The following is a 13,759-nucleotide window of genomic DNA, read 5'->3' on the forward strand; positions in this document are numbered from 1 at the left end:
AGGCTTAATTACCGCGCAGCGCGGTAACCTCATCCGTAATTATGTAAGTCGAGACTTCGCCGCGCGAGCCGGGGGGCAAAAAACTAGCGCGCCGAGTCGTATAACTCAAAATGTTCTCCTCGGCCCTTGGCCAGGACACACCAACTGGTCCGCTGCTTTTTCCCCCGAAGACAGAGCTTAGGAACTTCTCCCCTTCGGCGTCGGCGGCCTTGCTGCCCGTTTTTATCACTGCGAGATAGGGAACCCCTTCGTAGAAGCAGATAGACGTACGCTCTACCGACTGCTTCCCAAACGGCTTGCCATTTCCGTCCTCGTAACAAGCGTCCCGTCCCGACTCTTTGTATTTGCTCAGCGATATCTGGCTTTCGGCATATTTGCGACCAAATTCATAGCCGAGCACTGACACCTCAGGCGTCGCAGGAATATCGACTGGCAGACCAGAAATATCGAACCGATATTCCGTGGCTACGCCGTCTACGGCGAAATTTACATAGAGTTCTTTCGACGCCGCCGTTGCACCGACAAACGTAGATACCTCGATCGGGATCATTGTCGTCGCATCGGGATTGGCTGCAGATATCTCTTTTGTGCTGCCTTCATCAAATCGTACGCTGACATCACACAGACGCTCGCCGCAGCCGCTGAACTTACCTCCTTCAATGGAGAAAACGGCGCGCGGCTTTCCTTCGCTACCGGATATAAGCAGCCTTACTGGTGACCCCGCCCCGCCAACAGGCTTGCCAACGGTGTCGTAGACCAGCACGGACGCCCCAAGTGAAGGATCCTGCACCTGATTCGATTTCCATTCTGCGCTGGCAGAGATCGCACATAGCGAAGCGGCGAAACACACAACGGCGGCTTCAAATCTCATCGTTTGTCCCTAAGATACGGTTTCGATCAATCTACACGATCTGTAAGATGCCTACAGCATTGCTGCATTATCTCGAACTCTGCTCATGCCTTAGGATCAGGCGGGTTCGGTCTAGCCACGGACCACCAAAGACGATGATCTCCGACGGCCTGCCATATAAGTGGTGCAGTAGGAACGGCCCGGGGCCGTACACATCTGCATCCTCGCCTGGCAGCGCCGAATCAGGTCCGAGGTAGATTCCGGCATGGTTCGGATGCTTTGTCCGCCCTACTTCCATCACAATCATGTCGCCGCGCTGCGGCTGGTCAACCCGGTAGAAGCCGGCCGCCTCGTAGTTCGACTCGTAAAGGCTTTCGGCCTCGGCGCTCTCCCACCAGCCATCCGCGCGCTTGTACGCTTCGAATTCCAGTCCCCACTCACGCTTGTACCAATCGGCGCAGACCTGCCAGCAGTCCCAAGCCCCATGCACGAATGGTCGCTTGAGCAGCGGCGTATTGCCAGTAGGAACGATGGTTCGCAGATCACCCTCGGGCCAGCTGATGATATGCCACGGCAGCTCAGTGGCCTCGCACATCGCTAAGTCGCGCGGCGACGGCCGGCTGGTTGCGTCTGGATGCGAATGCACAATGCCAATCACCTCGCCCACATCTTCCGCCGCGGCGTAATCTTCAGGACCGATGCGGAACTCTTCGTTCGGATCGCTCGCCGTGTTCGCACAAGGGAAGTACTGCTGCTTGCGGCCAACCGCCAGAAGCAGCCCGCAGCACTCGCGCGGGTACTCGGACGCAGCATGCGCCTGCACGGCAGCCAGAATGTACTTGAGCATGTTCAGCTCCGAGCAATGAGGGAAACAGCGGGGAAGCCGCCGAATGGAAGTTCGTTACCTTCACCGAAATGGCCCACGCAGCCAGTGGTGAGCAAGCCGTTGCAGGTATCCAGTTCAGGGTTGTCAGTCGGCAGTCCGTCCTTGTCGACATAAGGCCCGGTGTACCCGCAATTGGGCCCCCTGTAACCACCCGTCAACGCCCAATGGCATAAAGTAGTCATCTGCCGGCCAATCGACTCGCCGCCGACGTCGCCTGGGCTCGCCAGCTCCCAAGTGACACTCTCCCCGTCCTCGTTTGTCTTCTGGTCGATGTACCAGACCTCGATCGACTCTTGGGTGGGATCGGCATCAGGGTTTCCGTTTGGAAAGTTCTCCGCGTCCAGGTACTGACCCAGCGTATGCCGCATAGTCAGCTTGAACTCGAGCAGATCCTCAAAGGCCAGGCAGAGAGCAGTGATGCGTCCGTTCACGTTGCCCGCCGAGAACTTTGGCCTGACAGCAGTGCCGTCGCCGTTCGCCTCGACACCCTCAAGCTGAACCGGCCATGCGCTGTATTCCTCGCCTTGCCAATATATCGGCTTGGCTGGCAGCTGATCCGCCTCCGCTCCCGCTGCCACAAGCTCGGCAGGCGTGTGCGGGATAGCGTGACCATGGAAGCGCAGCACATCCGCGCCGTAGTCAGAGCCGTCCAGCTCAAACATCAGCACCTCGCTGCCAGGCTCAAGAGCCTGAATGTCGCTGATCAGTGGCATGAGCGCTCCTTAGGGGTGGAAGGCGCGGTCGAACGTCGCCGTGATCTTAAAGACGCCCCCACCCAGAGGGGTGGGAACGGGGTTTTTGCAGGTAAAAAGGCCGAGCTCACCGAGTGGCGTCATCCATAGGAAGGCCTTGGCCCCGGCATGACGATCCATGAACGCCATGATTGCCAGCGTCTTTAGGCGCTGCGCAGTGACGGTGACTGGGTATGAGTCGAGCTTGTTGTTCGGCCCATCCCCTAATTCCTGCTTGTAACCGTCGCCGAACTGCGAGGTGCGCACCCGATAAGTGATATCGGGTGCATCCCCGTGCTGCGTGGCCCAGGTGAATGTCTCTACCGCCATGACTATCTGCCTCTTGTGAGTCGCCAGATGGAGCCGCCAGGCTGAAGCGCCCGGGAAATAGCCGTCTCGGCTTCCAGTTTCGCGGCCTGCTGAATGCCTTTGCCGAAATCGGTGGACGCCTGCTGTGTATCCGCTACACCGGCATCGCCCGATGTCTGCACCGAGACCGCGACAGGGAAGTTGTACGTGTTGCCAGCGCTGCCTGAGGATCGAGAAGCGGCCAGAGCCGTGTTCATCCCCGAATCCACGAACCCGCCATCGGCGAACCCTTTCTTGTTGAGGTTGACGAGGAAGTCCTTCATGCCTGGCTGGTCGACCACTTCCTTTCGGATGACGACCTCCCCTCCGTGGACGATGCCAGCTGGCTCATACTTTCCACCGTTCCCGGTGTAGCCCCCCTCGTCGAAGCCGTACTCCGCCGAATACCCCGCAGGCGACGCTCCAAGGTTCGAGGAAACAGCCCCGGCAGAGCCCGCAGGAAGCCCGTTACCGCCGCCTGACATTCCCGCCCAGGCACTTATACCCCAGCTCATAACGCTGCTGAGCAGGCCGCTCGCCGCCTGGCGTGCCGCGATGCGAGCCATGTCAGCAATCACTGACTTAGTGAAATCCGAGAACGAAAACTTTCCGGAGACAGCGAAACTCGCTACCGCATCTTCCATGCTGCTGAACGCATTCGTGAACAGGCTCTTGGTCTGCCCTGCGACATCCTTGGCCGAGTCCAGGTAGTTTTGGAAAGCAGAGGATGCGCCAGCACTCCAGCTGCCCTGGGCAATCGTCATGTCGTCGTAGTTCGCCTGAACGGTGTCGCGCAGGTCCTGCTGGGTCTTGTTGAGTGCCGCCAGCTTCTGGTTGTACTCATCAAGGCTCATCCCGCGTGAGCCATCGCCGTACTGGTTAGCCAGTTCGACCTTCTGCTGGTTGATGCGGTCGTCGATGCCGTTTTGCTGATCAAACAAGCCGCGCTGCCGGTCACCCAAGCCCAGAGTCGCAGCAGATCGCTGGCCCTGCTCACGCAGGGTCTTGACCTGCTGTTCCAAAGCGCTTGTGTAGGTCTTTACCGCCAGTTCCTGCTTCTTCAGGCGCCCCTGCTCGTTCGTCGCCAGCACGTTCAATTCGGTGTCAGCGTCCTGCTGAGCTTTAACCATTGCCGCCCGGGTGTCGGCAATCTTCTGATCGAGCTGAATGCGCTGCTCGGCAGACGTAGAGACTTTGGCGCGCGCCGCTTCAAGTGCGGATATCTCCGCTTCATATGCAGCGGTAACCTCGACCTGTTCCTGCTGAACGATGGCCACGCGCTGACTCGCGTATGAATCTGCCGACACAAGACCGGCTTTCTGCGCTGCGTCCAGTTCCTTTTGGGTGTTGTCGTAATAGCTGGTGATCGACTTGAGCTGGTTCTGGGCGTCATTGAAGGCGGTAAGGTCTACAGCCCCTGCCGACTGCTTTGGATCCTTGAACTGATCAGCGATGTTTGATTTCACCCGAGCTATATTGTCTGGCTTGAGTCGATCATCGTTGGGGCTGGTCTTACGGATGGCATCCAAAGACTTGTTGTAGTCCTTGAGCGCTTCTGCACGCTTCTCAGCGTTCGTCCGAGCGGATTTTTCGAGCCCGTCGACCTTTGTCATGGCGAGAATAGTCGCCTGTTGACGCTGGGCATCCGCGCCCCGGGCAGCCGCGATGGCAGCCTGCGTATCGCGCTGCTGAGTCAGGTACTGAAGCTCAAGCCGGGAGTTGGTCAGCTTTTCCTGTGCGTCGGTGTCGACTGGATTCCCGTTTACCGCAGACTGCGCCGCAGCCAAGCGCTGCTGAGCGTTGGTGATCTTGTCAGCCAGGGTCTGTTCGCGCCCAAACTCCTTGAGCGAATCGATTGATTTCTTGGTCTCGTCTCCAACCGCCTTCCAGCCGCGCTCCCAAAGCCCGAGGTTCTTGGTGATTTCACCAGACCGCTCGGTCATGGTGTTCGCATAGGTGTCAGTGAGGAGTTTTGCGGCGCCGATGGTGTCGCCCTGCTCTTTCAAAGCGACAATCTGCGAGTACACCGCCGCCGTCAGGAAGCCGTATTGCTGGTTCAACTCCTTGGCTGCAGCGACTGGATCCTTGCCGATCTTGGCGAACTCGGCCACGGTCTTCTCGACCGCCTGCCCGGTTGCATCTTCCATCGCGGCGGCAGCATCGGCGACAGTCTTGAAGCTGTCACTCGCAATGGTTCCGCTGTTGGCAATCAGAACCAGGGATGCGGCAGCTTCGCCTACCGTGCCGTTCGTAGCCGCTATCTGCTGCGCCATAGACGCCAGCTGATCAGCCGTCTTGCCTGCACGGTTCCCGGTCAGGACCAGTGCCTGGTTGTACCTGTCGGCCTCCTTGCTGCCCTGGCTGTAGCCGTAGATTACGGTTGCGATTGCAGCTGCGACCGCTACGGCGCCGGCAACCACAAGCCCAAAGGCCGAGCTGAGCGGCGGAGTCGCCGTGCTCAGCGCGTCCGTGGCTTCCTTGGCGTTCTTTGCCGCGTCCGCTGCCGTGTTCGCGCCTTCGGCCAGGCCTCCCAGGCTATCGCTGGCTGCATCCGCGCCGTCTGCTGCCGCCTTCGCGCCGCTGCCCACTGTATCCAGCGCATCGCCGACGGCACCAATACCGCCACCCAAGCCAAGCACCGACCGAATCTTCTGACCCATAACGTCCAGGGTCGGCCCAATACCGCCGAACGAATCAGCGATCTGCCCGCCCTGCTGGATTAGGACCAGCAGCGGGTTTTGGCCTCCTGCCAGGCTGGTGAAAATGTCCGTGAACTGAGACGGCAGCTGACGCAGAGCCTGCTGAGTCTGGTTCGTAGTCCTGCCGGTCTTTTGCAGGCTCTCGTCAAGGTCTCCGAGCTTCTGACGTGAGCTGTCGATGCGGCCGGCGTATTCGCTGAAGGTTTCGACGTCGATGAGTCCGGCGTTCTTGTACTTCTGCAGCTGGGCCTGCTGCTCGTCCAGACGATCCAGCGCGGCGATAGTCGGGTTGATCTTACCCAGCAGGGCCTGTAGCCCCTCCGCCTGAACGCCTGTTGCTGCAGCGGCTTTGCGCGATTCCTCCGCCAGCCGATCCTCGGTGGCGAGCAGTGCCTGCGCACGCGAATTGATCGCGGCAATCTCCGCGCTCCAATCACGCGCTGCGGCCTTGCCGCCATCCATGGCCGAGGCGGTGCTGGTAACGCTTCCGCCCAGACCCTGGACATACTGGCTGGACTCCAGCGAGGCCTTGGCCATTGCCGTGAGGCGCGCCATCGCCTCTTCGGTCGTTTCAGACAGCCGATCCTCTGCCGACGACAGGCCCGCAGCTGACGTGGACGCCTTGTCGAAGCCTGACGCAACGCCCTCGGCGGCCTTCTCCGCCCGTCCGCCAGCCGCAGCCAGCTTGTCGAGTTCGGTAGCAGCCTGCGCGGCATCGCCGGAGTCGACCTTGATCCCCAGTTCAGCGATAGACGTCATGAGCGCTCCGTTATTTCGATTCGCTCATCACGAGCAGTGCTTCGACCTCCATCGTGCGGAGGTCCGGGAATAGTTGCGGCAGGTCACGGCGCTTGATTTCGAGCATCGAAGCCGTAGGAGGCACAGCGGCGTAGTCCAGGCCTGAAGCGCCGCCGGGACCGGTCCGCCATTGAGTGGACAGAGCCTCGAAGAGTCGAAAGGCTGGCCAGGCATCCGGCCAGACCTCGACGACCTCCTCAGGGATGTCCGCTTTGGTCATGCCGAACGCAGCCAGATCGGCGTCAGAGGGCCCAGGGTCGTACAGCGCCCGGGCCGCAGCCGTCAGTTTCCCAGGCGGGCCGGGGCATAGGCCGACTGGTACGCGTCAATGACCGCCTGAGGCGCGCCGCTGCAGGTGCTCACCAGAGAGGTGATCGCCTCGTCTGAGAACTTGTCATCGAAGCCCCAGCCAGTAGTAATGTCCTTGATCTGGGCAACCTGCAGGGCGATTTCGCCAGCAGTCGCTTCAGCCCACAGCAGGCCGTCTTCCTTGATCCTGGTCGCGTACTCGTCGCGCGCCTTGTTCCAGCGGTCGAACATGGCGGCGAGCCCGGTGCGGTCCATGTACTTGAACTCGAAGTCCACCTTGACTGGATCGCTGCCGACACGGGGAATCATCACCGGCGCTTTGAACGTCGGGTTCTGAGCAATCTTGATCTTCGCCATGGGTTAGGCCGCCTGGTAGCGAGTCGGGCGAGCTGCCAGCGACAGGGTGATGGTGCGGGTCATGATGTTGTTGCGGGACAGCGTCGGGGTCGAGGTGATCGACACGTACGCGTTGTAGTAGATGACCGAGCCATTCGGCAGCTTGAGGCGAACCACCCGCGCCTCCTTGTCCTCGTCAGCAGCCTCAACCACGGGCACGTAAGCCAGAAGCGGGTCATCTGCGACTGTGATGGTCATGCTGATAGGAGACTTGGTAGTCGGCAGCTGACGGTCGTCATCGTCTTCCAGGAAGCCGAAGGTGGTGAACTGCTGATCGCCGCCGCTAGTTGCGACCTCGGTGATCTGCGAGATCTGAGCCCACGCCGACACGCTGCGGACCGAGCCTACGCCAGCGCCTGCGGTGTAGACGTCGACGTTGGTCGTGTTCACGCCATCCAGCGAGAAGGAATCGGCCGCGGAGGCATCGACGCGCGCGACGCGATCGTTCAGGCGAGTCCAGCCGGAATTGACGACGATGACATCACCGTCCTCAAGAGCGTGGCCGGCAGCGGTGACAACAGCGGGATTCGCGTTGGAGATAGCCGAAGCGAGCACGGCAGCGGTAAAGACCGAGCCGATTTCCATGATGGCGCCGTTGGGCAATTTGAAAGCCATGTGGTTTTTCCTCTTTGCAGAAATGACAAAACCCGCTCAATGGCGGGCTCTGGGTTTGCCCAACGGGCGAATTAGTTTGTGTCGGACCGGTACTGAAACGACGCCGGGATAGTGAAGGTGTTGCCGTCTGGGATGCCGGGGCCGGGCGCAACCGGCGTCATCACCAGCGCAACCAGGCCGCCGCGCTCGATGCGCAGATTCAGCGGGAACAGCGCCGCGAGCTCGTCAATGATGCTGCTCGCCTCGGTCCGGTACTTGCCGGAGGGCGTCACGATGTTGACCTGAAACACTCCGGTGTACAGCCGGTGATCGCCGCTCAGCGTATTGCTGGCTGTGACTGCCGGCAGTGTGAAGGCGCGCAGGTACGTTTCACCCGCCGCAGGTGTGTATGTTTCGTTCTCGACTACCACCTTCAGCTTTGGCACCCTGGCCTTGGCCCATGTGAGCAACCTTGACTCAAAAGCCGCCGCAATGATGTTGTGGCTCATGAGTGCGCCCTCGTCACCAGCGCGGGTGATCGCTCCTGAAGCCATTGCTGCTCAGAGCACGTCGCGCATTGATGAAGAAACCACGGCGGCACGCTGGTTTTCACCGGGGCATTCTCAACTCCGAGCAGCCTACCGCCGCATGTGCAAAGGCTGTAGCGGAGGTATGTATGTACCGCAACCTCTTCAAAGTTCATACCTGGTTGTTCCTGATGGCTTCGAGCACGATCTGCTGGAAGCGGGCGAGAGTGATCTGCACCATGCCCGCAGGGGCCTGATCGGAATGTCCGTATTCAAGCGGAACGCCGTAAACCAGATTGTTGACGATGTACGCTACCTGCCCTGCTTCGAGCTGATTGGCCTGCACCACCAGCTCGGCAATGGTCTCGTGGCCGGCCTTGTCGTAGTTATCCAGGCTTTGGTTCGACGGCGAGCCGATGGTCAGCTGCCAGTTGCCCTTGAAGCGCCCGGTATCGACAGGCGACAGCGTGATGACTGAGCTGCCTATCTCAATGACAACCTCACGGAAGACAGCGTCCATCGCGCCCTTCGCTTCCTCAGCAAACCTCGCCAGGCTGCTCGCGAAGCCGCCCTGCTGGCCGCCGTAACGGCTGGTCATGTGATTCGCCATTACTTCCTCACTTGGACTTCGAAGCCAACGTCGACGCCGGCGTAGTTCCATGGCGCTACGCGGATGACGGTGTACTCAGTTGAATCGAACGTGATCCGGTCGCCGTTCTGCGGCGCCAGCATGTCGCTTCCGTCTAGCTGGACCGGTGAAACCAGCAGCTTCACGTCACCCAGCACGATAAGCGTCCCGTCGATATACCGGGTGTCGTACTCCTCGCGGAAACCTGACCCGTTCACAAGCGTTTCGCCGGGCGGTGTGGGGTTATCCGGGTCGTACTCGCCGAGTGTTTCCCGGCGCAGGGTCAGCTCAAGGCCTTTGCCGCCTTTGCTGCGCGGCGCGAGCATACGGGCCGTGGTCTTTCGGGCTCGATCGTAAATGTCTGCCATCATCTGAGCCTTATTCGGTAGATTGCGGAGCAGCGGCAGCCCGCTCGGTCCTCCCACCCTGCCCCGAGGCTGGAGTCACCGGGATAGCGAAGTAGTGAGCCGGAGGGGCTTTGGAATGGCTGATCTTTCTGGACCTCTTGGCCGCCCATCACCACGTGGTAATGACGCACCTTCTTGTCGCCCCGGTCGCGCCAGGTCTTCGTGACGCTGTCACGGTCTAAGCCATTGGCGATCAGTTGCTCGTAGACCTGGTCCCGCCCAGCGCCGAATGACTCCAGCGCTTCAGCCTTGGCCAGCATTTCGGCATAGGTCTTCATCAGCCGGTCGGCATATCGCCCGGCGATCTTGTCGACATCGGCCTTGGCTACCGGCTTTTCCGCCTCGATGGCCCGCTTCACGATACTGTCGAAGCGACCGTCCCGGCGTTTGCGCTGCAGGTACTTACGCATCTCTTCAGGATCGCCGCTCAGCAGCTGCTGGCGAGCGTTGACGACGTATTGCGCGTAGTTGCCGGGCAAGCCGATGACTCCACCCGAGCGGGCGCCTGTCTGAGCGCTGGTGCGGCCCAGCAAATCGAGCGCAGCCTGCCGAGGCGTCCTCACCATAGGCGTGGCGGCAATTTCCGCCAGCACCTCGGGTGTGCCAGCCGGCTGCGGCCTTACCACGACCCGACGGCGAGAGCTCAAAACCTCCCGAATGGCCGCCCGCACATCGATCTCGGCCGCCTGCCGGATCTCCTGCGCCTTGGCCGAAACCCAGCGCTCCGCGACAGGATCGCGCGCGTCGAATTCGAATCGACCAACCTGGCGCGGGATAGCGATTGCCTTGATCTCGAACTTGGCGCCCGACAGGAAGGCAGAACGGGACAACTCCAGGAGCGCGGACAAGGCACCGAGGCTCAACAGCGCTACCAGCCCATCCTCATCGTCTGCCGCTATCAGTCGCTCAACCTCGGCAATCGTTGCCGCGCTGACGACAGCCTTGATCTGATCCAGATACGCGCGCTGCATGGCAGGCTCCAGACCTTCGACCGCCTGGATGATCTCTGCGGGGGTCATACCACCATCACCGCAGGGAGCGTGTACCGGGCAACCAGTACGGGCGCGATCAGCTCGTCAATGGCGCTGATCACTGGCCTTACGGAGGCTGCACCGTCAGCACCTGACGCTACGGCGTATTCCGTTTCCAGCGGGCCGACCTTCTCGCGCTTGATTGCAGTCGCTGCAACGTAGTCCGGGCTCAGGCTGCCAGGCTCGGTCAGTTCACGCAGAGCTGCTTCGTAGGTGGCCTGCTCGATCTCGGCCGGGACTTCATCGCCTGGCAGTGCGTGCCCTTCGTAGTCTGTCGCGCCTGTGCGCGGCCATTCCCTGGCCTGCCCTCGACCCTCGGTCTTCACTCCGGGGAACAGGGACTGCCACACACCGGAAGGCATCAGCTTGCGGTAGCGGCCATCGATGTAGGCCGATGCCCGGATCAGTGCGGCCTGCTTCGCCACGTCATCACCGGCCCATGCGGTATTCGCGCGCGCAGCGTGATAGGCGTCGGCAGCTGCGACGGTTCCGTAGAAGTCTGGCATCGGGTTGTCTCAAATAGGTGGAGCGGGCGGACCGCTCCGGGGTTGTTACTGGTGCTTGGCCAGTTCGGCCTGCAGCTCTTCCAGGGTGACGTCGTCGCCGACTTCGATCCCCTTTTCCTTGAGCTGGGCGGTTGCGTCTTCCTTGGCCTTGGCTTCAGCTTCGGCCAGGCGCTTTTGCAGGGACTCGACGCTGGAGTTCTTGCCGGCTTCGATGTCTAGAGCCTTCAGCTTCGCCAGCAGAAGCTCCTTCTCGGAGTTACCGCCCTCGGCCTTCGGCGCAGCGCCGGAGACTGACAGGAACTTCAGCCGGGACGCCTGCTTGTGGCCGTCGACGGAGAGCTCGACATCACGAGACTCGCCAGGACGAATGAAGACTACGCCCACGCCGGTGTGAACGCCCTGAGGGGCCTTCGAGTTGTTTGTCACCTTCATGACGCTCTCCTATCAGGCCGCTGGCGCGGTGATTTCGTCGAGGTAGAAGAACGCGCCAGGCAGGCGGATCTCGGTGCCGCCGGTGCGCGCGATGATGCCTGTCTCGAAGCCCATAATGGACTTCTGACGGGCAGCCAAAACGCGGCGCGGCATTGGCAGGTGGAAGCGAACCACTTCCGGATCCTTACGGTACGCCACCAGACGACCGCCGCCGTCGGCCGAGGCATTGCGCGCCTCGCGCAGCGGCTGAATGTCCAGCGGTTGGCCGGTCTCGGCGGTGTAGATGTTGTTGCGGCGGATGTACTCGAGCACGGTCATGAAACCGTCGCCCGCGCCCATGCGGCGGGTAGCCACGTCACGGAACGCCTCGGGAGGCAGACGCAGGGTGTCAGCCCACTCGACCTCTTCGGAGTTCTCGCGTACACCACCCAGGGCGAAGTTCACGTCAGCCATGATCTGGTCGACGGTCTTGTTGGCCCAGAAAATGCCAGTGCCAGCACCCGAGGCGTCCGCGCGCTGAACCTGACCGTTGTTGAGCAGACCGGTCCAGCCCTTCTCAGTCGAGCCGATCATAGCGATGTCGTTCAGCAGGCGCTCAACCTTGTCTGATGCGCTTACGGCTTTGGTGTCGTTCAGGTTCACGCCGTAGATCGCAGCCTGATTCACTTCTTCGAGGTTCCATTCCCAGCCGGAGCCGATCATGGCGAAGTCGTGCGAGGCTTGGTCGCGGGTCACCTGGTTGAACGGCATGTCGGTGCCAGCGCCACTCAGGAACTTGGCTTCACCCGCCGCATCGACGGTGAAGAACGTCGTGCCAATTGCCCATGGCTGGCCTTCGGTCACGACCGGCACATGAGCGGCGTAGTTGAAGGCTGGGTAGCGGCGCTGGTAGACGCGGGTCTCGATGTTCCGGCCTTGAGCCAGAACGAACGGAAGCGCGGCCTGTGCGTCTTCGAATTGATTCATTTTCGTGAGTCCTCAGCCTTTAAGCGGCAGCGATCGGGCGCAGGCCCATGGAGATTTCAACGATGTCGCCATCGACGCCCGAGGTGTCGAACACAACATCAGGCAGCGGGCCGACGATGCCCGCGCCAGCAGCGGCGACGTAGCGGTGGGTTGCGGGGTTGTAGAAAGCCGGGCTGCCGGCGGTAACTGCGCCGCCTGCCTGGACCTTCATCGGGCCCATGGTCATGAAGGCACCGGTGAAGCCCCGCGGGTAGCCGTCCACCAGCGTGGAGCCGACCGCAACCGGCGGCACTGCTGGGTTCAGCACGGCAAAGCCAACGAAGACCCCAGCCGCCAGCGGCACTACGCCGTGGTCGCCAGCGCCGCGCTGTACGGGCGCGCCGAAGCGGACACCCTCGGCGTTCTCGACGGTGCGGGAGACCTTGTTGCACTTCTCCTCGCTGGCGATCTGGCCTACGAGACCCTTGGCCGGGCGTGCGCCGTAAGTGGTTTGCAAAGTAGCCATGTCGGGTTCTCCTTAGGCCTGGGCTGGGCGGTGAGCGGTCTGCATGTCAGCAATCATCTGCAGGCGCGCCTTTTCCGATTCGTCGCCGACGGTCTTGCTGTCGTTCTGAATCATGTGTTGGCGGAACGGGTCATTGCCCGGTGCCCTGGCCGCGTCCTCGACCAGCATGTCGAAGCGAGCATCGATGTAGGCCTCGCTCTTGCCAGCGATGGCCGCGTCGCCGATCTTGGCGATGACAACGGCCTTGCGGATCTCGCCTTCGGACTTACCGGAGTAGTCACCGTCGTGAATGGCCTTGGCCTTGCCGATCAGGTCAGCGCGCGCGGTCACTCGCTTGTCAATGTCGGCATCGCTGAGCTGCTTGGCCTTCAGGCTGTCGATCTCGGCGTCTTTCTTCGCCAGGTCGGCATCCTTGGCGGCAAGCGCAACTGCGTGCGCATCGGTCAGGGTTTTGATGTTCACCCCGGCGTCGGTCAGCTGTTTGGTCAGCTTGTCGATTGCCTGGGCGCCTTGGTCAGTGGTCTGGACGGACAGGCCATCAACAATGACCGTACGCAGTGAATCAGCCATGTCATGGCCTCCTTGGGGGGTTGGTTGCTTGTTGTCACCGATGCGAAGTTGTTCGCCGCCTCGAGCGCGATGCTCCAGGCTGAGGTGATTCATTTTCATGGGGCCGAGATAGCAGTCGTAGTGCTCGCCGTCGTCGGTCGTACCGTCCTGGAACACCACCTCGGCGCCGTAGCCCATGGAGAGCTCGCGCTTGCCGGCGTCGAAGTCGGCGATAGCCTTGGCGTCCATCAGGACCAGCGGCACCTTCACAAACTGGCCGTCCCGGACTACGTCGCCGCCGGTCTGGCCGATGGCGAGGTCTTTCCAGTTCTGCGAGTTCACGCCGTCGCCGCCTGGGTGGCCGTTGGTCATGGGCCGGTAGGCGTAGGACTGCATCGCATCCTTGTGGAAGACCGAGCTTTCAGGCCGGTACACCCTCACGATCGGCTTGTCGCGCAGACCGTGCTTGTTGTCCGGGTCAACCTCGGTTCCCAGGTAGTCCTGGATGCCGGTGCGGGCCACCCGGGCTTCGGCCACGAGGTATCCGTCCGCGGTGCGTCGAACGCCCGAGACTGGTACGGAATCAGTGAGAATCAT

At 61.4% G+C, this 13,759-nt stretch carries 17 protein-coding genes; all 17 read right to left on the reverse strand.

Annotated features, from left to right (window positions below; all coding sequences use genetic code 11):
- Positions 1 to 4: 4 nt before the first annotated feature.
- A complete protein-coding gene (locus TRP66_RS02845; RefSeq protein ID WP_333399802.1) occupies positions 5 to 871 on the reverse strand; it encodes a hypothetical protein in 867 nt (288 codons plus the stop codon).
- A 67-nt stretch (positions 872 to 938) separates the two neighbouring features.
- Positions 939 to 1,697: a C40 family peptidase gene (locus TRP66_RS02850; protein ID WP_333399803.1), complete on the reverse strand. Its 759-nt coding sequence runs from the start codon at positions 1,695 to 1,697 to the stop codon at positions 939 to 941.
- A 2-nt stretch (positions 1,698 to 1,699) separates the two neighbouring features.
- Positions 1,700 to 2,449: a phage minor tail protein L gene (locus TRP66_RS02855; protein ID WP_333399804.1), complete on the reverse strand. Its 750-nt coding sequence runs from the start codon at positions 2,447 to 2,449 to the stop codon at positions 1,700 to 1,702.
- 9 nt (positions 2,450 to 2,458) lie between these two features.
- Positions 2,459 to 2,797, reverse strand: a complete 339-nt coding sequence (locus TRP66_RS02860) for a phage tail protein (RefSeq protein ID WP_333399805.1) — start codon at positions 2,795 to 2,797, stop codon at positions 2,459 to 2,461.
- A gap of 2 nt (positions 2,798 to 2,799) precedes the next feature.
- Positions 2,800 to 6,273, reverse strand: coding sequence for a phage tail tape measure protein (locus tag TRP66_RS02865; RefSeq protein WP_333399806.1), 3,474 nt, complete (start codon positions 6,271 to 6,273; stop codon positions 2,800 to 2,802).
- A gap of 10 nt (positions 6,274 to 6,283) precedes the next feature.
- A complete protein-coding gene (locus tag TRP66_RS02870) occupies positions 6,284 to 6,532 on the reverse strand; it encodes a DUF1799 domain-containing protein (protein ID WP_333399807.1) in 249 nt (82 codons plus the stop codon).
- Positions 6,533 to 6,594: 62 nt separating this feature from the next.
- Positions 6,595 to 6,978, reverse strand: a complete 384-nt coding sequence (locus TRP66_RS02875) for a phage tail assembly chaperone (RefSeq protein WP_333399808.1) — start codon at positions 6,976 to 6,978, stop codon at positions 6,595 to 6,597.
- 3 nt (positions 6,979 to 6,981) lie between these two features.
- Complete coding sequence (locus TRP66_RS02880; protein WP_333399809.1) at positions 6,982 to 7,632, reverse strand: phage tail protein; 651 nt, start codon at positions 7,630 to 7,632, stop codon at positions 6,982 to 6,984.
- Between the two features lie 71 nt (positions 7,633 to 7,703).
- The gene (locus tag TRP66_RS02885) at positions 7,704 to 8,120 is read right to left on the reverse strand and encodes a phage tail terminator-like protein (protein ID WP_333399810.1); all 417 of its coding nucleotides are present in this window, start codon (positions 8,118 to 8,120) and stop codon (positions 7,704 to 7,706) included.
- Between the two features lie 190 nt (positions 8,121 to 8,310).
- Entirely contained in the window at positions 8,311 to 8,736 is a 426-nt protein-coding gene (locus TRP66_RS02890) for an HK97 gp10 family phage protein (protein ID WP_333399811.1), read from the reverse strand.
- Between the two features lie 11 nt (positions 8,737 to 8,747).
- Positions 8,748 to 9,134 carry a hypothetical protein gene (locus TRP66_RS02895; protein ID WP_333399812.1) on the reverse strand — a complete coding sequence of 129 codons (387 nt, stop codon included), beginning with the start codon at positions 9,132 to 9,134 and terminating at the stop codon, positions 8,748 to 8,750.
- A complete protein-coding gene (locus tag TRP66_RS02900; protein ID WP_333399813.1) occupies positions 9,134 to 10,144 on the reverse strand; it encodes a hypothetical protein in 1,011 nt (336 codons plus the stop codon). Before TRP66_RS02900 ends, TRP66_RS02895 begins: the two co-directional genes overlap by 1 nt.
- A gap of 44 nt (positions 10,145 to 10,188) precedes the next feature.
- Positions 10,189 to 10,710, reverse strand: a complete 522-nt coding sequence (locus TRP66_RS02905) for a DnaT-like ssDNA-binding protein (protein WP_333399814.1) — start codon at positions 10,708 to 10,710, stop codon at positions 10,189 to 10,191.
- Positions 10,711 to 10,755: 45 nt separating this feature from the next.
- The gene (locus TRP66_RS02910) at positions 10,756 to 11,142 is read right to left on the reverse strand and encodes a hypothetical protein (protein WP_333399815.1); all 387 of its coding nucleotides are present in this window, start codon (positions 11,140 to 11,142) and stop codon (positions 10,756 to 10,758) included.
- Positions 11,143 to 11,154: 12 nt separating this feature from the next.
- On the reverse strand, positions 11,155 to 12,108 hold the full coding sequence (locus tag TRP66_RS02915) for a DUF2184 domain-containing protein (RefSeq protein WP_333399816.1): 954 nt from the start codon (positions 12,106 to 12,108) through the stop codon (positions 11,155 to 11,157).
- A gap of 19 nt (positions 12,109 to 12,127) precedes the next feature.
- On the reverse strand, positions 12,128 to 12,613 hold the full coding sequence (locus TRP66_RS02920; protein ID WP_333399817.1) for a structural cement protein Gp24: 486 nt from the start codon (positions 12,611 to 12,613) through the stop codon (positions 12,128 to 12,130).
- 12 nt (positions 12,614 to 12,625) lie between these two features.
- The gene (locus TRP66_RS02925; protein WP_333399818.1) at positions 12,626 to 13,759 is read right to left on the reverse strand and encodes a DUF2213 domain-containing protein; all 1,134 of its coding nucleotides are present in this window, start codon (positions 13,757 to 13,759) and stop codon (positions 12,626 to 12,628) included.

The sequence above is a fragment of the Pseudomonas sp. JDS28PS106 genome, from assembly GCF_036706555.1.
Lineage (GTDB): Bacteria > Pseudomonadota > Gammaproteobacteria > Pseudomonadales > Pseudomonadaceae > Aquipseudomonas.